This window comes from Ruegeria sp. YTSA108 (genome assembly GCF_059610185.1).
This window is the reverse complement of the sequence record NZ_JBXWND010000011.1, coordinates 96,901-122,479: the sequence shown is the minus strand read 5'-3', so window position 1 is coordinate 122,479 and position 25,579 is coordinate 96,901. Positions and strand designations below refer to the sequence as shown.

Sequence of the window (25,579 nt, the reverse complement as noted above, 5' to 3'; positions counted from 1 at the left end):
TTAGACCTCCCGCACGGCCCCTTTTGCCGCGCTGGTTGTCAGTTTGGCATAGGCTTTGAGCGCGGTTGAGACTTTGCGCTTGCGGGGCGCTGCCGGTATCCAGCCTTTTGCATCCTGCTCCTGGCGTCGTTCGGCAAGCACTTCATCTGAGACTGCCAGATGGATCGAGCGGTTGGGGATGTCGATCTCAATCCGGTCACCCTGGCGCACCAGTCCGATCTCGCCACCTTCGGCCGCCTCGGGTGAGACATGGCCGATCGACAGGCCGGAGGTTCCACCCGAGAACCGTCCATCCGTCAGCAAAGCACAGGCTTTTCCCAGACCTTTGGATTTCAGGTAAGACGTCGGGTACAGCATTTCCTGCATCCCCGGACCGCCGCGCGGGCCTTCATAGCGGATGACCACCACGTCGCCCTCTTTGACCTTGCTGGTCAGAATGTCATTCACCGCCTGATCCTGGCTTTCGCAGACATAGGCCGACCCGGTGAAGGTCAGGCTGGCCGGATCGACACCGGCTGTTTTCACGATACAGCCGTCGCGGGCAATATTGCCGAACAGAACCGCCAGACCGCCATCCTGGCTGAAGGCGTGCTCTTTCGACCGGATCACACCGCCTTCGCGGTCTGTGTCCAGCTCTTTGTAGCGGTTCGACTGGCTGAACGCCTGCGTGGTGCGCACACCGCCCGGCGCGGCCTTGAACAAGTCTTGCGCCTTGGGGTTGTTGGCCACCTTGATGTCCCAATTGGCAATCGCCTCACCCATCGTGCCGGAATGGACCGTGCTGCAATCCTCGTGCAGCAGGCCTGCGCGGCTGAGCTCACCCAGGATCGAAAAGATGCCGCCGGCGCGGTGGACGTCTTCCATATGCACATTCTCGGTATTGGGTGCGACCTTACACAGGCAGGGCACCTGACGGCTGAGACGGTCCATGTCGGTCATGGTGAAATCCACCTCGCCCTCATGCGCGATGGCCAGCAGATGCAGCACCGTGTTGGTCGATCCGCCCATGGCGATATCCAGGCTCATTGCGTTTTCGAACGCCTCGAACGTGGCGATTTCGCGCGGGAGGAAGCCTTTCTCGTCCAGATCATAGTGCCGTTTGGTGATCTCGACGATCCGGCGACCGGCTTCAAGGAACAGCTCTTTGCGGTCCGCGTGTGTGGCCAGAGTCGAGCCGTTGCCCGGCAGCGCCAGACCCAGCGCCTCGGCCAGACAGTTCATCGAGTTGGCGGTGAACATGCCCGAGCACGACCCGCAAGTCGGGCAGGCGTTTTCCTCGATATGCTGAACCTGTTCATCGGTGAACTTGTCGTCGGCCGCGGCCACCATAGCGTCCACGAGGTCGATCTTTTTGGCGTCCAGATCGGCGATGTCGATCTTGCCCGCCTCCATTGGCCCACCCGAGACGAAAATGGCGGGGATGTTCAGGCGCATCGCGGCCATCAGCATGCCGGGCGTGATCTTGTCACAGTTCGAGATGCAGACCATCGCGTCAGCACAGTGCGCGTTGACCATATATTCAACTGAATCCGCGATTACCTCACGCGAGGGCAGCGAATACAGCATCCCGTCATGTCCCATGGCGATACCGTCATCCACCGCGATGGTGTTGAATTCCTTGGCAACACCACCCGCCGCCTCGACCTCGCGGGCGACCATCTGGCCCAGATCCTTCAGGTGCACGTGGCCCGGTACGAACTGGGTGAACGAGTTGACGATGGCGATGATCGGCTTGCCGAAATCGTCGTCGCCCATGCCAGTCGCGCGCCACAGGCCGCGGGCACCGGCCATGTTGCGGCCATGGGTTGAGGTTCTGGATCGGTACAATGGCATGATGCTGTTTCCCTTTTGCCTCGGGTTGCATGTCTTGGGGTTTGTGCGTTATAGCGCACGTACCACATGTGCGCTATAACGCACAAGAGGATTCGAAAGACGGCATCATGGCACCGGACGAGATCACGCTGAAATTACGGGACATGCGGGCGGCATCCGGGCTGAGCCTGTCCAAAGTCGCCGAGATGACAGGCGTCAGCAAAGCTATGCTGGGGCAGATCGAGCGTGGCGAATCCAGCCCAACCATCGCCACTTTGTGGAAGATCGCCAAGGGGTTCCAACTGCCGCTGAGCGCGCTGATTGAAACCGCGAATGGGGACCCCTCTGTTTTTCAGACCGTGACTTTTCCGGGCAGCATCGAGGTCAAGATCGTCTTTCCGTTTGATTCCGCGCTAGGGGCCGAAACCTTTCACGTCAGTCTGACCCCAAACCAATGCCACGAGTCGCCCGCGCATGCGGCGGGCGTGACCGAAGAGGTCTTTGTCCTTTCCGGTACGCTTGAAATTCTGCGTGGTGAGGCCTGGGTGCCGCTAAACGCTGGACAGGGGCTGCGTTTTGCCGCCGATCTGCCGCATGGCTATCGTGCGGGCGCGCAGGGGACAGCGTTTTTGAACATGCACCATTATGGGCAACACAGCGAGTTTCCTGAAAACGGCAAGGGCTGATCATGACTGCGTTTCTTGACACTTTGACCATCGCGGATGGAATCGGCTCAATCGGGGCGATGATCGTGGTCGCTGCGTATTTCGCCACGCAGATGCGGATGATGAATTCCGACGACCTGGCCTTTCCAGTGGTAAACCTGTTGGGGTCGATTCTGATCGTCTATTCGCTGTTTGAGAACTTCAATTTGGCCTCGATGCTGATCGAATCCTTCTGGATTTTGATCAGTCTGATCGGGATCGCTCAGTTTTTCCGCCTCAGGCGGGCCCGTTAGCGGTACAGGCCGCCATCCAGCCTTGAACAGACATGCGCGCGCGTATAGGGACAGACCAAGCGCGCATAGGGGAGGCATTGATGCAGGACGATCCCAAAACCCTCGTTTCAACCGAATGGCTTGCGGCCCATCTCAAGGATCCGGACCTGCGGGTCCTGGACGGATCATGGTATCTGCCGCAACACGGACGCGACGCCAAAGCGGAATATGACGCGACCCATATCCCCGGCGCGAGATTCTTTGACATTGATGATATTGCCGATCTTCGGTCGGACCTGCCGCATATGGTGCCTCCGGTCGAGAAATTCATGTCGCGCCTGCGGGCGATGGGCGTGGGGGATGGCCATCAGGTGGTGGTCTATGACGGCTCGGGGCTGTCCTCGGCTGCGCGGGTCTGGTGGATGTTCCGCCTGATGGGGCAGGACAACATTGCCGTGCTGGACGGTGGCTTGCCGAAATGGCTGGCCGAGGGGCGAGAGGTTGAAGACCTGCCGCCTGTTATCCGCGACCGCCACATGACCGTGCGGGTTCAGAACCATCTTGTGCGTGATGTCACGCAGGTATCTGCCGCCGCCAAGCTGGGGGATCACGAGATCATCGACGCACGCGCAGCCGGCCGCTTCGCAGGTACCGATCCCGAGCCGCGCGAAGGGCTGCGGTCTGGTCGTATCCCCGGATCACGAAACGTCCCCTTCGGCACCTTGCTGAACAAGAATCACACGATGAAATCGCCCGAGGAATGCCGCGCCATTTTCGAGGCCGCTGGCGTCGACCTGTCGAAACCGGCGATTACCTCATGCGGGTCGGGTGTGACTGCCGCGATTCTCAGCCTTGCGCTCGAGCGCATGGGCAAGAAAGACCACTCGCTTTATGACGGCTCCTGGGCTGAATGGGGTGCCTTCCCGACCCTGCCCGTCGCAACCGGAGAGACCTGATGTTTGAACATCTCAAGCCGCAACCTGCCGACAAGATTCTAGCGCTGATGCAGATGTACCGCGAAGACCCGCGCGATCAGAAGATCGATTTGGGTGTTGGCGTCTACAAGAATGCCGAAGGGGTGACCCCGGTGATGCGTGCGGTGAAAGCGGCCGAAAAGCGCATTCTGGAAGAGCAGGAAAGCAAGGCCTATACCGGTCTGGCGGGCGATCCGGCCTATGCTGATGCGATGATTGGCCTGATCCTGGGCACCTCGGTTCCACGCGGCAACATCGCTGCCGTGGCGACGCCCGGCGGAACCGGTGCCTGCCGTCAGGCATTTGAGATGATCCGCATGGCCAACCCCTCGGCCCGCGTGTTCGTCTCGAACCCGACCTGGCCAAACCATCTGTCGATCCTGAATTACCTGGGGATCGAAGCGGTTCCATACCGCTATTTCGATGGCGAGACTCGTGGCGTCGATTTCGACGGCATGATTGCCGATCTGAATACCGCCAAGTCGGGCGATGTGGTGTTGTTACACGGCTGCTGCCACAACCCGACCGGGGCCAACCTGAACCTGGTGCAGTGGCAGGAAGTGGTGAACATCATCAACGAGCTTGGCCTCGTGGCGATGATCGACATTGCCTATCAGGGTTTTGGCGACGGTCTGGAAGAGGATGCGCAGGCGACCCGCCTTGTTGCGTCTTCAGTCAAGGAATGCCTGATTGCCGCGTCGTGTTCCAAGAATTTCGGCGTCTACCGTGAACGCACCGGCCTATTGATGGCAATCAGCGCAGATGCGGGACAGACCGCGCTGAACCAGAGCACGCTGGCCTTTCTGAACCGCCAGAACTATTCATTCCCGCCCGACCACGGCGCGCGCGTGGTCACCACGATCCTGACCGACCCCGTCCTGCGGGCCGACTGGGAGGCCGAGCTGGAAGAGATCCGCTTGTCCATGCTGGGGCTGCGCCAGCAACTGGCCGATGAGCTGCAACGCCACAGCGGCTCCGACCGGTTCGGCTTTGTCGCCCAGCATCGCGGCATGTTCTCGCGCTTGGGCGCGGCACCGGAACTGGTGGAACAACTGCGCGCTGATCACGGCATCTACATGGTCGGCGACAGCCGTCTGAACATTGCCGGGCTGAATGCCAACACGGTTCCGATTCTGGCCAAAGCGATTATCGACGTCGGAGTTTAAATCTGCGGAAAAAAAAGAAACCCGGGCGACACCGCCCGGGTTTTTTGTTGGATTGGGTTGGATATCAGCCCTTGGAGAACTCCGGGTACGCTTCCATGCCCAGTTCCGCCATGTCCAGGCCGTTGATCTCATCCTCTTCGCTGACTCGAATGCCGACGGTGGACTTCAGGATCGACCACAGGATCAAAGCGCCGACAAAGGTGAACAGACCGTAGGCGAGGATACCCAGCAGCTGCGTACCCAGGCTGGCTTCGCCGTAAAAGATCACGGCGATGGTGCCCCAGATCCCGGCGAACAGGTGAACCGGGATGGCACCGACAACGTCGTCGATCTTGAACTTGTCCAGCATCGGAACCGCGAAGACCACGATGATACCGCCTACGGCACCGATCCACAGCGCGCCGAACAGCGTCGGGGCCAGCGGTTCTGCAGTGATCGACACCAGGCCGGCCAGCGCGCCGTTCAGCACCATGGTCAGATCAGGCTTTTTGTACAGCAGCTGTGTCAGGATCAGGGCTGCCACTGCGCCTGCCGCTGCGGCCATGTTGGTGTTAGCAAAGATGCGCGACACGTCGGATACGTCACCCACGGTTCCCATCGCCAGCTGCGAGCCGCCGTTGAAGCCGAACCATCCCAGCCACAGGATGAATGTCCCCAAAGTGGCCAGCGCCAGGTTCGAACCGGGCATCGGATGAACCTTGCCGTCTTTGTACTTGCCAATCCGCGGACCCAGGATCAGGGCACCTGCCAGAGCCGCCCAGCCGCCAACCGAATGCACGATGGTCGAGCCAGCAAAATCCGAGAAACCAGCCTCGGACAACCAGCCACCGCCCCACTGCCACGAGCCAGAGATCGGGTACATGACGCCGGTCAGAACAATCACGAAAACCAGGAAGGGCCACAGCTTGATACGTTCGGCTACAGCACCCGATACGATCGACGCGGTTGCGGCCACAAACACCAGCTGGAAGAAGAAGTCCGAACCAACCGAAGCATAATCCAATGCCGCGGCGTCAGCACCCACGCCCACCGGATCCAGGACTGTGGTTTTGAAGAACGGTCCAACCCACCCCGCGATGGTCCAGCCGTCGCCGGGATACATCAGGTTGAAGCCGATCAGCCAGTACATGATCGCGGCAAAGGAAAACAGCGCCACGTTCTTGATCATCTGCATGGCCACGTTTTTCGACCGCACCAGCCCGCCTTCGAGCATGGCAAAGCCGGCGGCCATGAAGAACACCAGGAACCCTGCCATCAGAAACAGCAGCGTGGTGAAGATGTATTGTGTGTGCAGCGCGGCTTCGCCGGTGGCGGCCTCCTGCGCTAGGCCAATCTGCGGCAGCGCGACTATCGCGGCGGCAGGGATGAGAGATTTCATCAGGTTCATTGTCAGTCCTCGAATAGTGTTGAGTGGGGGCGCTTAAAGCGCCTCTTCGTTCGTTTCCCCGGTCCGCACGCGCAGGGCCTGCTCAACGTCGAGGACGAAAATCTTGCCGTCGCCGATCTTGCCGGTCTTGGCGGATTTGGTGATGGTTTCTACGATCTGGTCGGCCATCGTGGCGGGCACCACGATCTCAAGCTTGATCTTGGGTACAAAGTTCACCGCGTATTCGGCACCGCGATAGATTTCCGTGTGCCCCGATTGCGAGCCGAAGCCCTTGATCTCGGTTACCATCATGCCGCGTATGCCCGCGTCGGTCAGTGCCTCGCGCACCTCCTCGAGCTTGAACGGTTTGATTGTTGCAATAATCAGTTTCACGCTGTTCCCCTCTGCTTCCCCGGTCTGTCCGGCGTGTTTGCACCTGCAGAAAAAGAGCGTGCCGAAGCTGTGTAAGGAACGGTTCAGTGGTCAAATTCGGGAGGAATTGGTGAGTGAGTGCACAATTTTTGCACAGATTCTGCATATCGATTAAAATATAGGCGCGTTAGAGAGGGTGCATTCCGGAAATTCAGACCTCTACTTCATCGGTATAGCAGGGTATGGTGCCTCAAAACGATAACCGGGCAGAGTTTGAGCATGACTGAGTCCAGGCGCCGCAAGGCACCGCTTGTGGCGGACAAAAGATACGCGTCGAAGGGGCGAAAACCCACGGCGACCAAAGGCACTGCGAAACCCGCAGGCAAAAAGGCTGCGGCGCGCAAAACGACAACCCGAAAAAGCACACGGAGAAAGACACGCCGGAAATCCGGCGGTGGTGGTGGCTTTTTTCGCCGGTTGTTTCGCTGGGTCTGGCGCCTGATCTGGGGGGTAAGTTGGCGCGTGGGCGCTGTGGCTGCCCTGTTGCTGGCGCTGGCTGTCGGGGTTGTCTATACCTCTTTGCCTGATGTCGGCGCCTTGCTGGACGGGCGTGCGCGCGGGTCTGTCACCTTGTTGGACCGGGATGGCAAGGTCTTTGCCTGGCGTGGGGATCAGTTCGGCGGGGTAATCACCGCGGACACGGTTTCTCCGTATCTGAAAAATGCAGTGGTCGCCACCGAGGACAAGCGATTCTACCGCCATTTCGGCGTCAGTCCTCGGGGTGTCGCTAGCGCTGTGCGTATCAACCTGCGCGAAGGGCGCGGGCCTTTGTCTGGTCATGGCGGATCGACCATCACCCAGCAGACGGCCAAACTGTTGTGCCTGGGCGTGCCATATGTCCCTAGCGAGTGGGAGTCTGAGGCCGCCTATGAGGCTGATTGCCGTCAGGGATCCCTGTGGCGCAAGGGCAAAGAGGCTGTCTATGCGATCGCGATGGAGGTCAAATACTCCAAGGATGAAATCCTGACCATCTATCTGAACCGTGCCTTCCTCGGGTCCGGTGCGCGGGGTTTTGAGGCGGCAAGCCAGCGCTATTTCGGGATTTCTGCCGCCGAGGTCAGCCCCTCGCAGGCGGCGATGCTGGCTGGTCTGCTGGTGGCGCCGACGCGGTATGCGCCGACAAATAACCTGCAACGCTCGCAGGATAGGGCGCAGTTGGTGATTGGGCTGATGGAGGCGCAGGGCTATCTGACCACTGCCCAGGCCAGCGGGGCGCGCAGCAACCCGGCGCAATTGTCTGCGGCTGCGGCTGCACGCGCCGGTGGGTATTTTGCCGATTGGGTCATCACGGAACTGCCCAGCTTTTTCGGCTCGGACACCACCGATGACGTGGTGATCCGGACGACGCTGGACCAGCGCCTGCAGAAATCCGCAGAAGAGGCATTGCAATATATCTTCAAGGAAAAGGTCCGCGAAGGGTCCAAGGCGCAGGCCGCGATTGTGGTGATGTCCGCAGATGGTGCCGTGCGGGCGATGGTCGGCGGGCGCAAGACCCGCGTATCGGGCGCATTCAACCGGGCCACACAGGCGCTGAGGCAAACAGGGTCGTCCTTCAAACCCTTCGTCTATGCTACCGCGTTGGAACTGGGCTATTCGCCTCTGGATACGGTGGTGGACGAGCCCTATTGCATCAATATCGCCGGTTCGGGGCAATGGTGCCCCAAGAACTATACCAACAAGCATTATGGGCGCGTCACGCTTGCTGATGCCCTCAAGAACTCGTTGAACATCCCGGCCGTGAAAGTGGCCGAGGTTGCCGGTTTGGAAAATGTCCGTACCGTCGCCAGTGAGTTTGGCATTGAAAGCAATCTGGCCGAGGGACCCGCGCTGGCGCTGGGCGCATCGGAAAGCACGCTGATTGAGATGACCGGGGCCTATGCCGGTATCCTGAACGGCGGTTCTGCAGTTGAGCCCTATGGGTTGACCGAGCTGAAGCTGCTGGGCGACGACGCCCCTCTGATGGCGACGAGCACCGGCATCGGTGAGCGGGTGATCAACGGTAAGGCTGCCAAGCAACTGACCTGGATGATGGAACGTGTCGTGTCCGAAGGCACGGGCGGGCGCGCGAAACTACCCGGCTGGCAGGTGGCAGGTAAGACCGGCACCACGCAGGCGGCGCGGGATGCCTGGTTCATCGGGTTCACGGCTGATTATGTGACCGGAGTCTGGATGGGTTATGACGACAACACCCCCCTGTCCGGCGTGACTGGCGGCGGGTTGCCAGCCGAGATTTGGAAAGAGACGATGGTGCGCGTGACTGACGGGATGACGCCCACACCGCTGCCAATGCTGGCCCCCGATCCGCCCGTCCGGCAAGAGCAACCGAGGCGTCAGCGCCGCAATCAGGGCAATGGGTTCGAAAATGCGATCAACAACCTGCTGAACAACCTCTTTGGCAACTGATGTAGGCAAGGAAAAGTCGGCGCGCAGGGTCAGCCAATGACAGCATATGGTGCAGAATGCCCGATTCGCATCCGTATCAACGTGAATCCCATCTCTGAACTGCTCTGCCGCTGCCAACATTGCAACTTCCGATATGCGGGACAAAACCGCCATTTACAAAAATCAGAAAGTGTCGGCCATTTACTCAAAGTAATGACCCGTTTGGGTCGCCAAAAATGTAGTTTCACAAAGGCGAGCTTGCGGCTGTGTCCAACGAAAGCTCGCCCTGCATTTGAATAGTGGAAGTTCAGTTTTCTACTGAGACATGCCACCTTCCTTGGAAGTTTGTTCTTCTACGTGGCTCTGATTTGCTACCGGTCGTCCTCGCGGCGGGAAGTCTTGGAAGGTCGCCAAGTGCGATTGCACAATGCGTGCGGCGGGCCCGAACGCCCACATTTTTTCTCCCATCCAACGGACATACATGCCACTTTCATCAGCTGCTTTCTCATACGGGTCTCTGCGCAAGTTATAGAGCAACGGAGCTACCAACTCTTCTTTTGGGCCAGACCATCCATGGTTTTGAACTACGAAATGAGCTTTCCAATCATTATAGCGCACAGCTTGAAGGTCCGTTCCCTGGTAGTAGAGCAGTTCCCGACGGCTGCTCTCTTCCGCTTCTCCGCTCAGATAAGGAAGTTGATTGTAGCCATCGACGTGGACTTTGAAGCCTTCATAACCTTCTAACAGTTTCTCTTTGAGGTCCGCCGGACCACCCGCAGCAGCAACAAATGTTGGCATCCAGTCCAAGCCGCTGAAAATACCGTTCAACACCTGCCCTTCGGGGATCTTGCCGGGCCACCTGATGACCGCCGGGACGCGGAAACCGCCCTCCCAAGTCGTTCCTTTCTCGCCATGAAAGGGTGTGGTGCCTCCATCCGGCCACGTCAGCGTCTCCGGACCATTGTCCGCGGTGAACATGACGATAGTATTGTCGGACACTCCAAGGTCGACCAGATGAGCTAAGACTTTCCCGACGTTGTCATCCAGTTCTTTCATAATGACATCTTGCAGACCGCGACCGTCACCAAGCATCGCCTCATACTTGGGACTAAGATGTGTCCAGACATGAGCCCGTGCCGGAGCCATCCACACGAAGAATGGAGTATCTGCTTCTACCGCGCGAGAAATGAAGTCTTTGGTGTGATTTGTTACCTCATCGTCCAAGGTCGCTTGCCGTTCTGGTGGGGCGGGCCCATCATCGACAATGCGTTGTTTTCCAACTTTACCAAAACGAGGGTCGATCGTTTCGTCGTCTTCTTCGGTAGCGTACGAATGGATGATGTTACGTGGACCGAACTGCGCCACGAATTCCGGGTCATCGGGCCAGTCTGGGTCACTTGTGTATTCCATTGCGTTCAAGTGATACAACCAACCCCAATATTCGTCGAAGCCCTTGGTGGTAGGCAAAAACTCATTCAGGTCTCCAAGATGATTTTTGCCAAACTGACCCGTGGTATAGCCCAATTTCTTCAAAAACATTGGCAGCGTGGGATCATCGGGGTGCAACCCAACTGGATCGCCCGGGAGACCAACAGTGTGCATACCTGTTCGAATAGGCATTTGTCCTGTCATGAATGCCGACCGACCCGCCGTACAACTGGGTTCAGCATAGTAATCCGTCAGGCGTACACCTTCGGAAGCAAGCTGGTCGAGATTTGGGGTCTCGATACTTTTGATACCCCCATGGTAAACGCCGAGGCTTGCCCATCCTACGTCGTCAGCCATAATCACGAGTATGTTTGGGCGCTCACTTTCGTCACTCCAAACGCTAGACCCTACGATACACAGCCCAAGTGTCATTGCCGCTAATGTTTTCATTTGTCCCTCCGCCTTTTTACTTTCCGCAGCCTATCCACAGCGCGACTAGGTGACCACACTACATTTCAATAATCTATACTTCTGAATAAGATACTATCCTTTATACCGTTGGAGGGGGGTGCCATACTGGGTTAGTAGGCGACGCTCCAACAACATCGAAACCATGGGAACGGTATCATGACAGAACGCTCGTTATTGATCCTGGCTGCCTTGGGCCTTGTGCCCATAGCGTTATCTTACGGCCTCATGCCGTCGGCTTCCGTAACCTATCTGTTGGGTTTTCCCGTCGAAGGTGTAAACCAAACGCATGTCTTCCGCGCCATCATGGGCCTCTATCTGGCGAACGCATTGTTTTGGTTGGTTGCGTCGACAAAGCCGAAGTTGCAGCGGTCCGCGCTGTGGGTACTTTTTCTGTTCATGGCAGGGCTTGCTGGCGGCCGTGCTTTGAGCATCCTGTTGGATGGTCTGCCGGGGGCAATACTGGTATTTTATCTGATAGCCGAACTGGTTTTTGCTGCTCTGTCACTCATGCTCTTGCTCAAAAATGGGGAAAGCAAATGAAAGACCTGAAAAATCTAATCCATCATTGTCAATTTAGTCTCGTTGCAGCATCTCTGGTGCTGACCGGAGGGTCCGAAGCATATGCGTCCTCAGCCGAGGCGGCTGTAGATAACAGTTTTGCTGCCATTGAGCGCGCAGTGGAAGACGCCGGGTTCAACTCAGTTGTGACAATTGATCATGCGCGGTTAGCAGCAGCAGAAGGTGTTGAGATGCCGCCGTCACGGGTTCAAATATTTTCGGACCCGAGTATCAACACATCGATCCTGAGCGACAATGTCAGAGCAGGCTTAGACCTGCCGTTTCGGGTGTTGTCCTTTGCGCAGGATGGAACCGCCAAGGACATTTATACGAACGCAGAATTTTTGAAGATCCGGCATTCTTTAGACAACCAGCAATCACTCAACAACTTTGGGATCCGACTTAACGCGGTAGTGGATGGTGCAGGCGCAACACCGGCACCTACAGATGGATTGACCCCAGACTTCGGCATTATCGAACTGACCTCCCCACTTAGCGTCGCTGAAGCAGTATCAAACCTGACCAGGATTGTGACGGCACAGGACGATACGGTCTGGTTTGGTGAAATCGATTTCGCCAAGCAAGCCTACAAGCATGGCGTCACGCTACCTGACGCTGTCTTGCTTCTCTTTGGGGGGCCAGCGCCGGGCGGCGTTGCAATGGCGGATTTCCCCGCAATTGGTCTGGATGCATTTTGCCAGAAACTTCTTGTATATGCAGGCGAAAATGGAGGGTCTGTGGTGATATTTAACGACATCGCCGCGTTGGCAGAATTGCACTACGGTTCATCTGCTAAACCTCACCACGCGTTGAACGAGCGGCTTACAGCCACATTCAAAAAAGCACTCGAACAGAAGAGTTTGGCCGCTACCAAAGACTGAAAGTGGCAAGCAACGGAAGTGATTTGCATCGATTTGCAAAGGCTGCTTTGGGCTCAAAGCAGACTAACGTCGTCCGTGGCAAGAGCCCGTGCAGACTGCGTGCCAGTGATCCACGCCATCGGCTATAGATGGGCGGCGCATCTGGCGCCGCCTCTATTTTCGGTTGTGACCTCTGATCAGAGGCTGTCGTCCAGCGCCGCCAGAATCGCGTCGCCCATTTCCGTTGTGGAAACCGGCGTGACCCCTTCGTCGGCCAGCAGGTCGCCGGTGCGGACACCATCGGCCAGGACTTTTTCGATCGCAGCTTCCAGTCGGTCAGCCTCGGCCCCCTGATCGAAGCTGTAGCGCAGGGCCATGGCAAAGCTCAGGATACAGGCGATCGGGTTGGCTTTGCCCTGACCGGCGATATCGGGTGCGGAACCGTGGACCGGCTCGTACATCGCCTTGGGGCGGCCATTGGCCATTGGTGAGCCCAGGGAGGCGGACGGCAGCATACCCAGTGAACCGGTCAGCATCGCGGCACAGTCCGACAGGATGTCACCAAACAGGTTGTCAGTGACGATCACATCAAACTGCTTGGGCGCACGCACCAGCTGCATCGCGCCATTGTCGGCATACATGTGGCTCAGCTCGACCTCGGGATAGTCCTGAGCGACCCGGTTTACGACTTCGCGCCATAGAATGCCGGATTCCATGACATTGGCCTTTTCCATCGAGCACAGTTTCTTGTTCCGGCGCATCGCCAGCTCAAAAGCCGAGCGTGCGGCGCGTTCGATCTCGGATTCGGTATAGCGCTGGGTGTTGATGCCGACGCGTTCATTGCCTTCCTCGAAGATGCCGCGCGGCTCACCGAAATAGACGCCCGAGGTCAGCTCGCGCACGATCATGATATCCAGACCGGCAACGATGTCTTTCTTCAGAGACGAGAAATCCGCCAGCGCGTCAAAGCATTGTGCCGGGCGTAGGTTCGAATACAGGTCCATCTCTTTGCGCAGCCGCAGCAAGCCGCGCTCGGGCTTGAGGCTGAAATCCAGATCGTCGTATTTGGGTCCACCAACAGCACCCAGCAGAACTGCGTCCGCCTCCTGCGCCTTGGCCATGGTTTCGTCCGACAGCGGCTTGCCATGGGCGTCATAGGCGGCACCGCCGACCAGATCCTCGCTCACGTCGAATTCCAGGCCGCGCTTGGCACCGAACCAGTCGATGATGCGGCGCACTTCGGCCATGACTTCGGGGCCAATTCCGTCTCCGGGCAGGATGAGGAGCGAGGGGTTGGACATGAAGGATCTCCTTGCGTTTGACAGCAAAGGCCCTAGCGCCTGCGCCGCATCGGGTCAATGAGACGAACCGGCCTAAACGCAGGTTCTGGACGGGAAATCGGGTTTCCGTGCCCTTGCTACGTCACGGATAGTGTGATTCGGTCAGAGATCGGCCTTTATCCCTTCGGCCAACATATCCCAGACTCGTCGGATTCGTGTCGTTTGCCGCATCGCCTGCGGTGCGGCAAGCCAAACCGGCAGCGCAGGGATTTCGACATTTATGTCCAAAACCTCTACCTCTGGGTCGGCCTCGGCAACTCTCACGGCGCTAAAACCGATACCGCAGCCCGCGCGGACCAGTTCCCAATAGGCAGTCTGAAAGTCGCAGCGTGTGGCAAAGCTGTCCCGGTTCACCGGCCAGCCCATTTCGCGCATGCCGATAATGATCTGCTCGTTCGCATCAAACCCGACAAGGTCATGGCTCAACAGATCGTCGGGAGAATTGGGGCGGCCGGCACGATCCAGATAGGACCGGCTTGCGCAAAAGCACAGTCTGATTTCCCCCAGATGTTTCGTGATGATGTCCATCTGTTCCGGCCGAAACATCCGCACTGCGATATCGGCCTCGCGGTAGAGCAGGTTCTCGGTGGCATCGGTGGCGACCAGTTCCAGTTGTATCGCGGGTTCTGCTGCCCGTATTTGGGCCAGAATCGGCGGCAGCAGGTGATGAGAGGCAAAGACAGACGCGGTGATGCGCACCGACCCTTCCAATTCCTGAGACTGGCCTGCGGCCGTTAGGCTGAACGCGTTCATGGCTACGTGCATCTGTTGCGCCATCGGGAAAAGCTGCGCCCCGACTTCGCTTAGCTTCAAGCCCCGCGCATGCCTGTCAAACAGCGAGACGCCAAGCTCATCCTCAAGTGCGTGGATCTGGCGACCCAGGGTGGGCTGGCTGCGGTTCAACTGCCGGGCAGCGGCAGACAAAGACCCGGTTTCCGCCACGGCCAGAAAGCTCTGGATCAGAGACCAGTCAGAGTGGGTGATAGATTTGTCCATTCAAAAATGAATACACGTTCTGCGTTTGGCGGCAATTCCTGAATTGAACTGAATGGCTCATATTAGATGGACAAGAGGAGGCTTATATGACGGGAACAGTTCTTATTCTGGGTGCGACGGGTCGGTTTGGACGCAATGCCGCAATAGCTTTTCGCGAGGCGGGCTGGATCGTACACTGCTTTGATCGCAAGACGCAGGATCTGAAGCGATCTGTCGAAGGGGTGGATGTTGTCGTCAATGCCTGGAATCCGGCCTATCCGGACTGGGCGCGACAAGTCCCCGAACTGCATCGTGATGTGATCAATGCGGCAGCGGATCACGGTGCAACTGTGATCCTTCCCGGCAATGTCTATGTTTTTGGCGCGCAAACGCCGGGGCCATGGTCGGGTGCAACACCGCATGCGGCGCAAAATCCCCTGGGCAGGATCCGGGTTGAGATGGAAGAAGCCTATCGAAAATCCTCGGTAAGAACGATTCTTCTCAGGGCAGGTGATTTCATTGACACCTGCGCCTCGGGGAACTGGTTCGATCAGGTCATGATCAAGCCTTTGGCACGCGGCAAGATGGTTTATCCTGGTCGCCCGGATATCCCACACGCCTGGGCCTATCTGCCCGACCTGACCCGAGCGGCCGTTGCGTTGGCTGATATCCGCCAGGACCTTCCCCGGTTCTGCGAGGTTCCTTATGCCGGGTTTACCCTGACCGGCCGGGATATTGCGCAATCCTTGTCGCGGGTGACCGGTGCCGAAATAGCTGTCAGCCCCATGAAATGGTGGCCGATTCAGGCACTGCGGCCTTTCTGGAAGTTGGCGCCACATCTGGTTGAGATGCGCTATCTATGGGATCTGCCGCATAGTTTGGACGGCGCATTCTTTGACGACCTTATCCCTGGATTTCAGACGACCGACTTGGACACGGCGATGGCTTCTGCGATCCCGAAAACAGCCAAGCAGAAAGCGACTTTGGTCAGAACTGCCCGGGCCTGACCAGCGTTAGCGATGTCCCAGGTCCACCCAGACAAGCCGGTGCCGGCTGGCCTGTTCGGCGATTGCGCGCAGGTCTGCGCCCGTGTCGGGCCAAAAGATGCCCGCATCCACAACGCGTAGATCTGCCGAGGGCAGAACGTAATCAACCCGCATCTCTCCGACGGCTTTCCACTCAACCGTGGCCAATGCCCCCGAGGGGGTGGCAGGCCTTGCATCCTGCAACCGCGGGTCTGCCAGCAAGCCCTGGATAGCCTCTTTCCGGCCTTCCCCGCGCGTGGGGTCCAGATTTGCATCCCCAGCAATCACGAAGGGCCCGAGTGGGGCAGGGCCCAGAGCACCGTCCAGCACAGCGTTCCACAGGCGAATTTCGTCACGATTGCGCAACCCGTTCCGGTCCTCGGGTCCGTCGAAAACGGGCGGGGTCGCGTGAAATGTCATCAGGTTCAGGTGGCCGATCGGGGACTCGATTGGTACGATCCAATGTGCCACCGAGGACAGTCGCTGAATGCGCTGGGCGGCTTCAGAGGGAAATGGCGTGCCATCGACCGTCGGCAGATCAGCCCCCGGCAGGTCGCGCCACAGTACTCCCGAGAAATCCTGCATGTCGTCATGGCCTATGGGAAACCGGGACAGAATGGCCAGCCCGCCCTGACCGGTGAACTCGCCATAGCCTTGGGAATCTCTTGGTCCATTGGCCTGCCCGTCCCCGTCCAGATCCAGACTGGTTTCCATTCCTGAATTAGGCTTGGCGGTAAAGCGATAGGGATAGTCCAGCCCTTCGTCGCGCAGCGCCTCACCGAATGCGGTCAGCGTTTCGCCATTGAGATCCCAGTCGATGCCCTGCAAGGCAACGATATCGGGTTGGGTTTCCAACAACACCCGCATCACAGCGCGAACCTGCGCATCCCCACGCCGGATATCGCGCAGCAGAATGCCCGGTCCTTTACGGCTGAGTTCGGTGTTGAAGGTGGCTATGCGTATCGTCTCTGCCTGTGCCGCGAATGGCAGCAAAAGCAGCAGAAAAACGCGAATCATGCGGTTTGTGTTGATTCAGTCGTAGAATAGGCGCGGCGTTTTTCGACAATCAGGTTTGCAATGCGCAGTGTCGCCATTCCTCGCATGATCATGCTAGCAGGCAGAAAGGCCCAAGCGCTCAACGTCCAGATCAGCGTCTGGGGGCTGTTCAGCGAGATCGGGCTCACATAGTCGGTCAGGATCTTGATCAGAGCCGGGATTACAAACGGCAGCAGGACGCCGATCGAGATGTTCAACCGTCCGTCACGCTGCAGACGGGTCACGACATCGCCACCCTTGGTCGGATCGAACAGCGGCAGATTTGTCCAGACGTTGAAGGCTCCGTTTCCGGTGGGCCAACCACGCATTTTCACCGCGTAGTAGAAACTGGCGATTGTGACCATAGCGGCGACATAGGCCACACTGGCAGCGATACGAACAAGTTCGATCAGCGGCGCGCTTGCGTTGACAGGCAGCATCAACACGATCAGACGCACGGGTGAATAGGGGAAGTCGACCACATTGGCGACGCCCAACCCGATCACATAAAAACCTGAGGTCAATTCTGTCGGCGAATAGGCGTTTTTGCAGATCAGCGTCAGGAAAGCGACCATCGAAACCAGCCCAACAAAGCGCAGGCGGTTCACTGGTGGTGCGTCGCGAAATTCAATAAAGCTTGGGAAGGCCGAATTATATTCGGCGAAGGTCAGGAAAAACGCGAGAATGGCGAGAAAGACGACAATCTCGGTCCCATTCGTTGATGATACGGGCAAGTACAACGCGGGTGTCAGCACTAAAAGTGCAACCAATATTCCCCGAATTGCCGCCCCTGTTGTGCGCGCAATCACTATCCGAACCCTTTCAAACTGGATAAGCCGATTCTATGCCGACTTCATTCCAACTTGTGCCTGCCACGTTACCGTTGCAGCAGATGTCATCTCTCACCAATGTTTTGCCATGGTGGGTGCCTGTACCCGCCGACATTGGCGATAAGCGACATTTCGCTCAAGCCAGGTGGCAGAAAACACTCAATTTTGGGCAAAATGATGGCGCAACTGGTGCGGGATTGCATCATTTTTGACGCAAATCCGACGTGTGTTTCAAGTCGAGACCTATATGTAGTGGTTTCGCCGTTCAGAACCCCAAGAAGGCGAATGGGGACGCCGTGGCGTCCCCATAAAGTTGAGTATCAACAGATTCGTTCCCAGAATCACACCCAGGGGCGTGCCTGGCCCGCATGATCCTCGAATTTCTCGATGTGATGGTCTTTTTCCATCGTCAGGCCAATATCGTCCAGACCGTTCAGCAGGCAGTGCTTACGATGAGAATCCACCTCGAATTCGATCACGACACCATCGGACGTGGTGATCTGCTGATCTTCCAGATGCACGGTCATGCGGGCGTTTTCGCCTCTATGCGCGTCTTCCATCAGAACCGCATGATGTTCTTCCTCGACCACGATGGGCAGGATGCCGTTCTTGAAGCAGTTGTTGAAGAAGATGTCGGCAAAGCTGGTCGAGATCACAACCTTGATGCCGAAATCCTTGATCGCCCAGGGCGCGTGTTCGCGCGATGAGCCGCAGCCGAAATTGTCGCCGGCCACCAGAATCTCGGTTTGCCGATAAGCGGGTTTGTTCAGAATGAACTCTTCATTCTCACCGCCGTGATCATGATAGCGCATCTCGTCAAACAGTACGACGCCAAGGCCGGATCGTTTGATCGTTTTCAGGTGCACTTTCGGAATGATCATATCGGTGTCGATATTGATCAATGGCATCGGGGCGGCCACCCCGTGGACTTTGTCAAACTTTTCCATGTCTACACTCCTGCGGGGGAGGGCCGCGCCCATGCCCCGCGTTTAAGCTTGTTTCGCTTCAGTTGTTTCGTCTTTGGGTGCGTCTTTGATGAACAGCGCCATGAAGACCAGACCCAGACCGTTGAACACCATCTCGATCCCCAGCAGGATGCCGAGCAGTTGCAACAGCACGACGGGATCGGTTGCTGCGAACCGCCAGATGAGCATCGCCAGAACAATCGACATCACGCCCGAGATCAGTGTCGCCCAGAAATACTGCGTACCTTTCATCTGGAACGACAAAATGACCCGCGCGATACCGCCTGCCATAAACAGGATCAGGCAGACCGTCGCCAGCGTCACGGTGCCCTGCAGCGGGTGATCCAGGAAGGACCAGCCCAGAAACAGCATCACCGCACCCATAATAAGCGACAGGATCTTGTTGCCGGTGCCCTCGACGGTGAACCCGCCGACCACCTGCAATGCCCCTGAAATCAGCAGCAGTACGCCGGTCACCACCGTTACGGCAATCGACGCCACTGCAGGCGCGCCCAGCACAAAAAGGCCGAACACTATGGACAGAAGCCCCATCAGGAGCCATTTGATCCAGTCACTCATGTCTTAAATCCCTCAAATATCCAGTTATGAGGGCAGCTTACATCAACTCGCGGACGTCTGTCAGCCGTCCTGTGATTGCCGCTGCGGCAGCCATTGCGGGGCTTAGCAGGTGGGTGCGCCCGCCGCGGCCCTGACGGCCTTCGAAGTTGCGGTTCGAGGTCGCGGCGCAGCGCTCGCCCGGTTGCAACTGGTCGGGGTTCATCGCAAGGCACATGGAACATCCCGCCAGACGCCATTCGAACCCGGCCTCTTTGAAGATCTCGGCCAGACCTTCTTCCTCGGCCTGCGCACGGACCAGACCGGAACCGGGCACGACCATGGCGCGCATCCCGTCCTTGATCTTTTTGCCCTTTAGAATCTCGGCAGCGGCGCGTAGGTCCTCGATGCGGCCGTTGGTGCAGGACCCGATAAAGACGGTGTCGATTTCGACGTCGCTGAGCTTCTGACCGGCTTCCAGACCCATATATTCGATCGACCGGCGGGCCGCATCGACTTTGCCACCTTCGAAATCCTCGGGGTGAGGCACGGATGCAGTGATCGGCAGCACATCCTCGGGGCTGGTGCCCCAGGTGACGACCGGCGCGATGTCTTCGCCGCGCAGAGTGATGATCTTGTCGAAATGCGCGTCTTCGTCGGTGAACAGCGTTTTCCACCAGTCCATCGCCGCTTCCCACTGGGCCCCTTTCGGTGCGTGTGGGCGGCCTTTGACATATTCGAACGTGGTCTCATCCGGGGCGATCAGGCCGGCGCGGGCACCGCCTTCGATGGCCATGTTGCAGACGGTCATGCGGCCTTCCATCGACAGATTGCGGATCGCTTCGCCGCAATATTCGATGACATAGCCGGTGCCACCAGCAGTGCCGGTCTCGCCAATCACAGCAAGAGTGATATCCTTGGCGGTCACGCCCGGCTGCAGTGTGCCGGTGATTTCCACCTTCATGTTCTTGGATTTCTTCTGGATCAGGGTCTGAGTGGCCAGAACGTGTTCAACCTCGGACGTGCCGATGCCGTGGGCCAGCGCACCAAACGCACCGTGGGTGGCGGTGTGGCTGTCGCCGCAAACAACAGTCATGCCGGGCAGGGTCCAACCCTGTTCGGGTCCGACGATATGCACGATGCCCTGGCGAACGTCATTCACCGGGTAATAGTGAATGCCGAAATCCTTGGCGTTCTTGTCCAGTGCCTCGACCTGAATGCGCGATTCGGGGTTTTCGATGCCGTTCACGCGATCCGGCGTGGTGGGCACGTTGTGATCCGGTACCGCGATGGTCTTTTCCGGTGCGCGTACCGGGCGGCCGGCCATGCGCAGCCCTTCAAAGGCCTGCGGGCTGGTCACTTCGTGGACCAGATGGCGGTCGATATACAGCAGGCAGGTGCCATCATCGGCTTCGTGCGCGACATGGGCATCCCAGATCTTGTCATAGAGTGTTTTGGGGGACATCGGTCCTCTCCCGTATGTATTGAGATTTAGCTGGCGAGTGGCTGGACGCCGCTTATAGGCGGGCCAGAACCGTGCGGGCGGCCCCAAAGAACCGTTCACGCAGTCGCGTGCGGTCTTGCAACGTAGGTGCTGGGGTCAGATTGAGTCTCATGCGCATCAGATATATCGCGTCAGTCCGTCAATCAAGGCGCAATCCTGCGGCGGGCTTGCATCATGCGTCAACGCTGTCCAAGCTGGCAAGCAGGAGACGTGCATGAACCCAGACCTGATACCCAGTTCGCTGTCTGATCTGTATCAGACCATGATCGAGGCCTTTTCCCTACAATTCGATAGACTGGTCGATCTGGTCATTACACCGGGCTGGCGTCAACATCAGCTGGTCATCATCCTGGGTCTCTGGGCGCTGGCCTATGTGTTGAAGCTGGTTACGCAGGGCCGATGGGAGGCCTGGGCCCGTGCCCGCTCTGGTTGGCCCAAATGGCGGTTGCGCACGCTGATCCAGCTGATGCAACGTCTGACGCTTGTCTATTTCGTCACGCTGTCCTGGATGCTGTATCTGGTGATGCAGCAGATCACCTGGCCATCGCGCAGCTATATCATCGGGGTGGTAGCAACTTTGGCGACCGCCTGGCTGGCGATTGCGCTAGTGGCCCGTCTGGTGCGAAACCGGACGCTGCGGCGAATTTTCAAATGGGCAATGTGGGCCTATGCGACGCTGATTGCGCTGAACTTGACCGATGACGTCGCCGGGTTTCTGGATGGGGTGGCGATCTCGATCGGGGATCTGCACCTCTCGGCGTTGGGTATCCTCAAGGCGCTTTTGCTGATTGGCGTGTTGTTGACGCTGGCCCGTCTTGGCACCGGTGCTGCTGAACGTGGCCTCAAACGCAATGACGATATCTCGCCGTCAATGCAGGTCTTGTTGGCCAAGGGATTACAGGTCGTCATCTATGGCGCCGTCTTCATGGCCGCCATTCGGACGCTGGGCTTTGACTTGACGGGTATTGCGCTGTTGTCGGGGGCCATTGGCGTCGGCATCGGCTTTGGTTTGCAGAAAGTGGTGTCGAATCTGATCTCGGGCATCATCATCCTGATGGATCGGTCGATCAAACCGGGCGATGTGATTTCGCTGGGCGACACGTTCGGCTGGATCAACGCGCTGGGCGCGCGCTATGTCTCGGTGGTCACGCGGGATGGGCGCGAATACCTGATCCCGAACGAGGATTTGATCACCAATCAGGTGGTGAACTGGTCGCATTCGGACCGGTTCGTGCGGCTGGATCTGACATTTGGCACAAGTTACACGGATGACCCCCATAATGTGCGGGCAACGGCCATCCATGCGGTTAAATCTGTCGAGCGAGTGCTCAGTGGCAGCGGGCATGACGCGGTCTGCCATATCACCGGGTTCGGCGACAGCAGCGTGGATTACGTGCTGCGATTCTGGATCAGCGATCCGACCAAAGGGCTGACCAATATACGGGGCAATGTCTATCTGGCGCTGTGGGACGCATTCAAGGCTGAAGGCATCTCGATCCCATTCCCGCAGCGTGAGGTTCGCCTGCTGAACGACGACGCCGATGCGCAACAGCTTGCCACAGAGTAAGCAATCGTTGCGATCCTTTGGTCTGTGTTCATTGAAATGTTGCAATCTCCTTGCTACCTTATTAGTACCCCGGCGCCGGGATATCATGGCGCGCAGCAAAGGAGGACTATGTCCTGTCTCTACACACTCAGGCGGGTTTGCCCGCCGAAGATGGGGCCAATATGATGGCCCACTCTCAGTCAATCAGCGACAAGCTGCTTGAACGTATCCTTTCCTCACTTTCCGATGACAAGGCCGAAGACGTCGTGCAGATCAACCTGCAGGGCAAGTCGTCCGTCGCGGATCACATGGTCATTGCCTCGGGTCGGTCGACCCGTCAGGTCTCGGCCATGGCGGAAAAGCTGACGGATCGCATCAAGCAGGAATTCGGATTCACCTCGAAGGTCGAAGGCAAGGATGCTGGCGACTGGGTGCTGATCGATACGGGCGACGTGGTCGTTCATATCTTCCGCCCCGAAGTGCGTGAATTCTATCAGCTGGAAAAGATGTGGCAGCCTGCGGGCGGCAGCGCCTCGGCGAACTGAGGCGCTATCCCGGCCTGCATTAACGGGTCGGCGGCGAGAGAGATATGCGGATCAGCATAGTTGCGGTCGGGCGATTGCGCGCCGGACCCGAAAAGTCCCTGCTTGATGATTACCTGACCCGATTTGATCGGACCGGCCGCGCGCTGGGCCTTGGGCCTGCGCGGGTGATCGAGGTCGAAGACAAGAAAAACGCAGGGATTGGGGCCGAGGCCACATTGCTGCGCAAGGCGCTGCCCAAAGGCACCGTAATCTGCACGCTTGATGAACGGGGGCGGGTGATGTCCTCGCCCGATTTTGCCCAAAAGCTGGGCGGTTGGCGCGATGCGGGGCGGCAGGATCTGGCGCTGATCATTGGCGGTGCCGACGGAATAGCCCCTGATCTGCGCGCCGAAGCGGATTTCTCCATCTCTTTCGGGTCCATGGTCTGGCCCCACATGCTGGTCCGTGTGATGCTGGCCGAGCAACTTTATCGGGCCGCAACCATCCTGTCGGGCGGTCCCTATCACCGGGTCTGACATGGCGCAGCTATTGATCGTTTACCATTCACGCACCAGCGGCGCCCGGCAGATGGCCGAAGCTGCTGCCGAAGGTGCGCACGATGAGGCCGACACCGTTTTGAAGCCCGCAGAGCGGGCCGGACCCCAAGATCTGCTGGCCGCAGATGGCTATATCTTCTGCGCACCCGAAAACCTGGCGGCGATTTCGGGCGTGATGAAAGAGTTTTACGACCGCTGTTATTATCCGGTTCTTGGTCGCATCGAAGGTCGCCCCTATGCCCAGATGATCTGTGCCGGGTCAGACGGCGAAAACGCCGCGCGCCAGACGGCCCGGATCGCAACCGGTTGGCGGCTGAAAGAGGTCCAGCCCCCTCTGATCATATGCACCCACGCACAAACGCCCGAAGCAATCCTAGCCGAAAAGCGCATCCCCCAAGACGCGCTGCAGACATGCCGCGACTTGGGGCAGGCGATGGCCGCAGGGCTGGCGTTGGGCGTATTCTGAGGTCAGTTCAGCGGCACAACAATGGTTTCGTCTGCCCAGCCATCCACGCTGCAACGGGCCTGTATCTGGACCTGAGATGTACCATCAGGAATTGCCACCCCGCCCAGCGAGCGGGTAAAGGGCTGTTCCGTCTCATGCGGGTGATGCAACACACGCATCCCCAGCTCATTCCCGTCCATATCCAGCACACGCCAGCCATCGGCATAGTGATCCCATCCGGTGTCCGGATGCCGGATCGTCACGTCGAAACGCCAACTGCCACCGCTGGACGAGGCGTTGACCTGCTCGATCGTTGGCGGATCGGCTAGGGTGGGGCTGGCCAGAAAGGTGCAGAGAATCACATATCGCATGTTTCGACCCTAAACTCTTGGCGGTATAGAGCTTCGCTCTAATAGAATCAGCTCCCGGCAGAAGTCTATGGAATTGCCCACTGCAGCAAGGCTTATATTTGGAAGCATATTTTTAATGCAAGCTATGCAAGGTGAAACAGACAGTTATCGGAGCGTGTCTAGAGCACGAATTGAGCGTTCGATTCTCAAGCTACTGAGACCACTTGAACTTGCCAGTTTGTTTACCGTTCATGTCGTGAAAAGTACCCTTTCCACTGGGCTTGAACAAATAAACGACCCCGAATTCCTTGAAGACGACCTGCAGACCGTTCTTGGTCTTTGTCATCGGATTGTTTGCCGGCGAAGTATTAGTGTCTCGCAAGCACAAACCACTGTTGGATTTACAAGATACGATCTGCGGACTGTAAGGCCCTCCGTTCTTTGAGTGCCAGTCGGAAGTTACCGTAAGTCTGGACCCTGCCGCGATATCCTGAGCCAAGGCCGGTGACATCGAAGTCAACAAAGTTATTGCTATGCCTACGAACACTTTTTTCATGGAACTATCTTTCTTTAAAAAATTTGAAGCATCTTGGCAGATTTGAGTTAACTGTCAAATCTTGTCGGCAAGGATAATGCTACTCGGCTGCTCAGGACTCAGATCGGACAATCGTTGCGTGTTGACCAAAAGCTCGCTTCGACCCACATGAAAACCTGCTGGCAAAAAGTAAGAACCAAAAGCCGGGCGTCAACGCCACGGCGATGGCATGGGGTCACGACTGCGTGTTGCCAACCTGCGCCATCAAGATCGCGCGGGATTGCGAGGCGAATTCGCGTCGGTAAAGCAGGCCTGCAGTGATAACTGTGCCGACGATCAACGCGAGTGGCCCCAGAAACCATGCAAGCAAGGCCAGTGCGAAATAGGTAGAGCGCAGCCCGCGGTTAAAGCTGCGGGCGGCGGTGACACAGATCTCGGCCGATTGCGTGGCGCGGGGATAGGCGATGGGATTTTCGGGCTCATTCGGGACCGCGGCCATCAGTACCGCGCAATAGCCGAACAGACGATGCGCCCAGACATATTTCAGAAAGGCATTGGCCAGCAGCAGGACGACGGCGAGTATCTTGATCTCCCACACCAGGGCTGGAAAGCTGCCGATGGCCAGATCACTGGCGACACCGGCCAGACGCTCGGTATTGCCCAGCAGGGCCAGGCCACCACCGATGGCAATCATCGTGGTCGAGGCAAAGAAGGTACTGCCTTGCCGCATCGTGGCCACGACCTGCGCGTCAAACATCCTTGGCTGGCGTGTGACCATCTCGCGCATCCAGTCGCGGCGATACTCATCCATCATCAAGGCCACTGACCGCTTCTTTGGCGACGGGTTTTCGATCATCCACCCAAGGCACAGCCAGGCCCCCATCATCAGCGTTATGGCGGCAAAATCCAAAGGGGCAAACAGAGCGGCGCGGTCAATCCAGGTCATGGCCGTGACAGTACTTCCGGAAGTCGGAACTTGCCATACTGACAAATTGGTAATATTATTT

At 58.0% G+C, this 25,579-nt stretch carries 27 protein-coding genes; 12 read left to right on the top strand and 15 right to left on the bottom strand.

Annotated features, from left to right (window positions below; genetic code table 11):
• Window positions 1-1,833 (bottom strand): dihydroxy-acid dehydratase, encoded by a 1,833-nt coding sequence (ilvD, locus tag AC2FHW_RS15540; protein WP_271950937.1) that lies wholly within the window; start codon window positions 1,831-1,833, stop codon window positions 1-3.
• A 107-nt stretch (window positions 1,834-1,940) separates the two neighbouring features.
• Here ilvD and AC2FHW_RS15535 point away from each other — a divergent pair, with 107 nt between their 5' ends.
• The 4 genes from AC2FHW_RS15535 (at window position 1,941) to AC2FHW_RS15520 (ending at window position 4,889) form a co-directional block, all read left to right on the top strand.
• Window positions 1,941-2,498, top strand: a complete 558-nt coding sequence (locus AC2FHW_RS15535; protein ID WP_496679558.1) for a helix-turn-helix domain-containing protein — start codon at window positions 1,941-1,943, stop codon at window positions 2,496-2,498.
• 2 nt (window positions 2,499-2,500) lie between these two features.
• Window positions 2,501-2,770 carry a CBU_0592 family membrane protein gene (locus AC2FHW_RS15530; RefSeq protein WP_142638410.1) on the top strand — a complete coding sequence of 90 codons (270 nt, stop codon included), beginning with the start codon at window positions 2,501-2,503 and terminating at the stop codon, window positions 2,768-2,770.
• An 80-nt stretch (window positions 2,771-2,850) separates the two neighbouring features.
• The gene (sseA, locus tag AC2FHW_RS15525; RefSeq protein ID WP_142638408.1) at window positions 2,851-3,705 is read left to right on the top strand and encodes a 3-mercaptopyruvate sulfurtransferase; all 855 of its coding nucleotides are present in this window, start codon (window positions 2,851-2,853) and stop codon (window positions 3,703-3,705) included.
• Window positions 3,705-4,889 carry an amino acid aminotransferase gene (locus AC2FHW_RS15520; RefSeq protein WP_142638407.1) on the top strand — a complete coding sequence of 395 codons (1,185 nt, stop codon included), beginning with the start codon at window positions 3,705-3,707 and terminating at the stop codon, window positions 4,887-4,889. The genes sseA and AC2FHW_RS15520 overlap by 1 nt, the downstream gene beginning before the upstream one ends.
• A 64-nt stretch (window positions 4,890-4,953) precedes the next feature.
• Here the strand turns inward: AC2FHW_RS15520 and AC2FHW_RS15515 are convergent, their stop codons facing one another.
• Window positions 4,954-6,276, bottom strand: a complete 1,323-nt coding sequence (locus tag AC2FHW_RS15515) for an ammonium transporter (protein WP_142638405.1) — start codon at window positions 6,274-6,276, stop codon at window positions 4,954-4,956.
• A 33-nt stretch (window positions 6,277-6,309) separates the two neighbouring features.
• The gene (locus AC2FHW_RS15510; protein WP_142638403.1) at window positions 6,310-6,648 is read right to left on the bottom strand and encodes a P-II family nitrogen regulator; all 339 of its coding nucleotides are present in this window, start codon (window positions 6,646-6,648) and stop codon (window positions 6,310-6,312) included.
• A gap of 258 nt (window positions 6,649-6,906) precedes the next feature.
• Between AC2FHW_RS15510 and AC2FHW_RS15505 the strand changes: the two genes are divergently transcribed.
• Window positions 6,907-9,090, top strand: a complete 2,184-nt coding sequence (locus tag AC2FHW_RS15505; protein WP_142638401.1) for a transglycosylase domain-containing protein — start codon at window positions 6,907-6,909, stop codon at window positions 9,088-9,090.
• A 294-nt stretch (window positions 9,091-9,384) separates the two neighbouring features.
• Here AC2FHW_RS15505 and AC2FHW_RS15500 read toward each other — a convergent pair whose 3' ends face one another.
• Window positions 9,385-10,929, bottom strand: a complete 1,545-nt coding sequence (locus AC2FHW_RS15500) for an arylsulfatase (RefSeq protein WP_281286306.1) — start codon at window positions 10,927-10,929, stop codon at window positions 9,385-9,387.
• 213 nt (window positions 10,930-11,142) lie between these two features.
• On the opposite strand from AC2FHW_RS15500, the gene AC2FHW_RS15495 reads away from it, so the two are divergent.
• Both AC2FHW_RS15495 and AC2FHW_RS15490 read left to right on the top strand, forming a co-directional pair.
• On the top strand, window positions 11,143-11,508 hold the full coding sequence (locus tag AC2FHW_RS15495; RefSeq protein WP_271951933.1) for a DUF4345 domain-containing protein: 366 nt from the start codon (window positions 11,143-11,145) through the stop codon (window positions 11,506-11,508).
• A complete protein-coding gene (locus AC2FHW_RS15490; RefSeq protein WP_142640381.1) occupies window positions 11,505-12,407 on the top strand; it encodes a DUF302 domain-containing protein in 903 nt (300 codons plus the stop codon). Before AC2FHW_RS15495 ends, AC2FHW_RS15490 begins: the two co-directional genes overlap by 4 nt.
• A gap of 176 nt (window positions 12,408-12,583) precedes the next feature.
• Here the strand turns inward: AC2FHW_RS15490 and leuB are convergent, their stop codons facing one another.
• Both leuB and AC2FHW_RS15480 read right to left on the bottom strand, forming a co-directional pair.
• Complete coding sequence (gene leuB / locus AC2FHW_RS15485) at window positions 12,584-13,687, bottom strand: 3-isopropylmalate dehydrogenase (RefSeq protein WP_142638396.1); 1,104 nt, start codon at window positions 13,685-13,687, stop codon at window positions 12,584-12,586.
• Between the two features lie 141 nt (window positions 13,688-13,828).
• On the bottom strand, window positions 13,829-14,722 hold the full coding sequence (locus AC2FHW_RS15480; RefSeq protein ID WP_142638394.1) for a LysR family transcriptional regulator: 894 nt from the start codon (window positions 14,720-14,722) through the stop codon (window positions 13,829-13,831).
• 86 nt (window positions 14,723-14,808) lie between these two features.
• On the opposite strand from AC2FHW_RS15480, the gene AC2FHW_RS15475 reads away from it, so the two are divergent.
• Complete coding sequence (locus AC2FHW_RS15475) at window positions 14,809-15,708, top strand: sugar nucleotide-binding protein (protein ID WP_496822179.1); 900 nt, start codon at window positions 14,809-14,811, stop codon at window positions 15,706-15,708.
• A 6-nt stretch (window positions 15,709-15,714) separates the two neighbouring features.
• Here the strand turns inward: AC2FHW_RS15475 and AC2FHW_RS15470 are convergent, their stop codons facing one another.
• The 6 genes from AC2FHW_RS15470 to AC2FHW_RS15445 form a co-directional block, all read right to left on the bottom strand.
• Window positions 15,715-16,743 (bottom strand): endonuclease/exonuclease/phosphatase family protein, encoded by a 1,029-nt coding sequence (locus tag AC2FHW_RS15470; RefSeq protein ID WP_496787116.1) that lies wholly within the window; start codon window positions 16,741-16,743, stop codon window positions 15,715-15,717.
• On the bottom strand, window positions 16,740-17,570 hold the full coding sequence (locus AC2FHW_RS15465; protein ID WP_142638388.1) for a hypothetical protein: 831 nt from the start codon (window positions 17,568-17,570) through the stop codon (window positions 16,740-16,742). The genes AC2FHW_RS15470 and AC2FHW_RS15465 overlap by 4 nt, the downstream gene beginning before the upstream one ends.
• Window positions 17,571-17,932: 362 nt before the next feature.
• Window positions 17,933-18,538 (bottom strand): 3-isopropylmalate dehydratase small subunit, encoded by a 606-nt coding sequence (leuD, locus tag AC2FHW_RS15460; RefSeq protein ID WP_142638386.1) that lies wholly within the window; start codon window positions 18,536-18,538, stop codon window positions 17,933-17,935.
• Window positions 18,539-18,580: 42 nt separating this feature from the next.
• Window positions 18,581-19,135 (bottom strand): HdeD family acid-resistance protein, encoded by a 555-nt coding sequence (locus tag AC2FHW_RS15455; protein WP_142638384.1) that lies wholly within the window; start codon window positions 19,133-19,135, stop codon window positions 18,581-18,583.
• 37 nt (window positions 19,136-19,172) lie between these two features.
• On the bottom strand, window positions 19,173-20,576 hold the full coding sequence (gene leuC, locus AC2FHW_RS15450) for a 3-isopropylmalate dehydratase large subunit (RefSeq protein ID WP_496709717.1): 1,404 nt from the start codon (window positions 20,574-20,576) through the stop codon (window positions 19,173-19,175).
• A gap of 52 nt (window positions 20,577-20,628) precedes the next feature.
• A complete protein-coding gene (locus tag AC2FHW_RS15445; RefSeq protein WP_271950909.1) occupies window positions 20,629-20,727 on the bottom strand; it encodes an isopropylmalate isomerase in 99 nt (32 codons plus the stop codon).
• A 102-nt stretch (window positions 20,728-20,829) separates the two neighbouring features.
• On the opposite strand from AC2FHW_RS15445, the gene AC2FHW_RS15440 reads away from it, so the two are divergent.
• From AC2FHW_RS15440 to AC2FHW_RS15425, 4 genes are all read left to right on the top strand, one after another.
• Window positions 20,830-22,182, top strand: a complete 1,353-nt coding sequence (locus AC2FHW_RS15440; protein WP_496678537.1) for a mechanosensitive ion channel family protein — start codon at window positions 20,830-20,832, stop codon at window positions 22,180-22,182.
• A 161-nt stretch (window positions 22,183-22,343) separates the two neighbouring features.
• On the top strand, window positions 22,344-22,706 hold the full coding sequence (gene rsfS, locus AC2FHW_RS15435) for a ribosome silencing factor (protein ID WP_142638376.1): 363 nt from the start codon (window positions 22,344-22,346) through the stop codon (window positions 22,704-22,706).
• Between the two features lie 44 nt (window positions 22,707-22,750).
• Window positions 22,751-23,221 (top strand): 23S rRNA (pseudouridine(1915)-N(3))-methyltransferase RlmH, encoded by a 471-nt coding sequence (rlmH, locus tag AC2FHW_RS15430; protein WP_271950900.1) that lies wholly within the window; start codon window positions 22,751-22,753, stop codon window positions 23,219-23,221.
• A gap of 1 nt (window position 23,222) precedes the next feature.
• The gene (locus AC2FHW_RS15425) at window positions 23,223-23,708 is read left to right on the top strand and encodes a flavodoxin family protein (RefSeq protein ID WP_271950897.1); all 486 of its coding nucleotides are present in this window, start codon (window positions 23,223-23,225) and stop codon (window positions 23,706-23,708) included.
• A 2-nt stretch (window positions 23,709-23,710) separates the two neighbouring features.
• Here the strand turns inward: AC2FHW_RS15425 and AC2FHW_RS15420 are convergent, their stop codons facing one another.
• From AC2FHW_RS15420 to AC2FHW_RS15410, 3 genes are all read right to left on the bottom strand, one after another.
• The gene (locus AC2FHW_RS15420; protein ID WP_142638371.1) at window positions 23,711-24,058 is read right to left on the bottom strand and encodes a hypothetical protein; all 348 of its coding nucleotides are present in this window, start codon (window positions 24,056-24,058) and stop codon (window positions 23,711-23,713) included.
• A 190-nt stretch (window positions 24,059-24,248) separates the two neighbouring features.
• Window positions 24,249-24,383, bottom strand: a complete 135-nt coding sequence (locus AC2FHW_RS15415) for a hypothetical protein (protein ID WP_271950893.1) — start codon at window positions 24,381-24,383, stop codon at window positions 24,249-24,251.
• A 424-nt stretch (window positions 24,384-24,807) separates the two neighbouring features.
• Entirely contained in the window at window positions 24,808-25,518 is a 711-nt protein-coding gene (locus AC2FHW_RS15410; protein WP_142638369.1) for a DUF599 domain-containing protein, read from the bottom strand.
• Window positions 25,519-25,579: the final 61 nt, after the last annotated feature.

Coding starts and splice junctions, on each gene's coding strand:
- AC2FHW_RS15480 (WP_142638394.1), bottom strand. CDS start 14,722: ATGGACAAATCTATCACCCACTCTGACTGGTCTCTGATCCAGAGCTTT.
- AC2FHW_RS15475 (WP_496822179.1), top strand. CDS start 14,809: ATGACGGGAACAGTTCTTATTCTGGGTGCGACGGGTCGGTTTGGACGC.
- AC2FHW_RS15425 (WP_271950897.1), top strand. CDS start 23,223: ATGGCGCAGCTATTGATCGTTTACCATTCACGCACCAGCGGCGCCCGG.
- rlmH (WP_271950900.1), top strand. CDS start 22,751: ATGCGGATCAGCATAGTTGCGGTCGGGCGATTGCGCGCCGGACCCGAA.
- rsfS (WP_142638376.1), top strand. CDS start 22,344: ATGATGGCCCACTCTCAGTCAATCAGCGACAAGCTGCTTGAACGTATC.
- leuC (WP_496709717.1), bottom strand. CDS start 20,576: ATGTCCCCCAAAACACTCTATGACAAGATCTGGGATGCCCATGTCGCG.
- AC2FHW_RS15420 (WP_142638371.1), bottom strand. CDS start 24,058: ATGCGATATGTGATTCTCTGCACCTTTCTGGCCAGCCCCACCCTAGCC.
- AC2FHW_RS15530 (WP_142638410.1), top strand. CDS start 2,501: ATGACTGCGTTTCTTGACACTTTGACCATCGCGGATGGAATCGGCTCA.
- AC2FHW_RS15520 (WP_142638407.1), top strand. CDS start 3,705: ATGTTTGAACATCTCAAGCCGCAACCTGCCGACAAGATTCTAGCGCTG.
- AC2FHW_RS15445 (WP_271950909.1), bottom strand. CDS start 20,727: ATGAGACTCAATCTGACCCCAGCACCTACGTTGCAAGACCGCACGCGA.
- AC2FHW_RS15535 (WP_496679558.1), top strand. CDS start 1,941: ATGGCACCGGACGAGATCACGCTGAAATTACGGGACATGCGGGCGGCA.
- AC2FHW_RS15410 (WP_142638369.1), bottom strand. CDS start 25,518: ATGACCTGGATTGACCGCGCCGCTCTGTTTGCCCCTTTGGATTTTGCC.
- AC2FHW_RS15505 (WP_142638401.1), top strand. CDS start 6,907: ATGACTGAGTCCAGGCGCCGCAAGGCACCGCTTGTGGCGGACAAAAGA.
- AC2FHW_RS15490 (WP_142640381.1), top strand. CDS start 11,505: ATGAAAGACCTGAAAAATCTAATCCATCATTGTCAATTTAGTCTCGTT.
- ilvD (WP_271950937.1), bottom strand. CDS start 1,833: ATGCCATTGTACCGATCCAGAACCTCAACCCATGGCCGCAACATGGCC.
- AC2FHW_RS15455 (WP_142638384.1), bottom strand. CDS start 19,135: ATGAGTGACTGGATCAAATGGCTCCTGATGGGGCTTCTGTCCATAGTG.
- AC2FHW_RS15415 (WP_271950893.1), bottom strand. CDS start 24,383: ATGACAAAGACCAAGAACGGTCTGCAGGTCGTCTTCAAGGAATTCGGG.
- AC2FHW_RS15500 (WP_281286306.1), bottom strand. CDS start 10,929: ATGACACTTGGGCTGTGTATCGTAGGGTCTAGCGTTTGGAGTGACGAA.
- leuD (WP_142638386.1), bottom strand. CDS start 18,538: ATGGAAAAGTTTGACAAAGTCCACGGGGTGGCCGCCCCGATGCCATTG.
- AC2FHW_RS15470 (WP_496787116.1), bottom strand. CDS start 16,743: ATGATTCGCGTTTTTCTGCTGCTTTTGCTGCCATTCGCGGCACAGGCA.
- AC2FHW_RS15440 (WP_496678537.1), top strand. CDS start 20,830: ATGAACCCAGACCTGATACCCAGTTCGCTGTCTGATCTGTATCAGACC.
- leuB (WP_142638396.1), bottom strand. CDS start 13,687: ATGTCCAACCCCTCGCTCCTCATCCTGCCCGGAGACGGAATTGGCCCC.
- AC2FHW_RS15515 (WP_142638405.1), bottom strand. CDS start 6,276: ATGAACCTGATGAAATCTCTCATCCCTGCCGCCGCGATAGTCGCGCTG.
- sseA (WP_142638408.1), top strand. CDS start 2,851: ATGCAGGACGATCCCAAAACCCTCGTTTCAACCGAATGGCTTGCGGCC.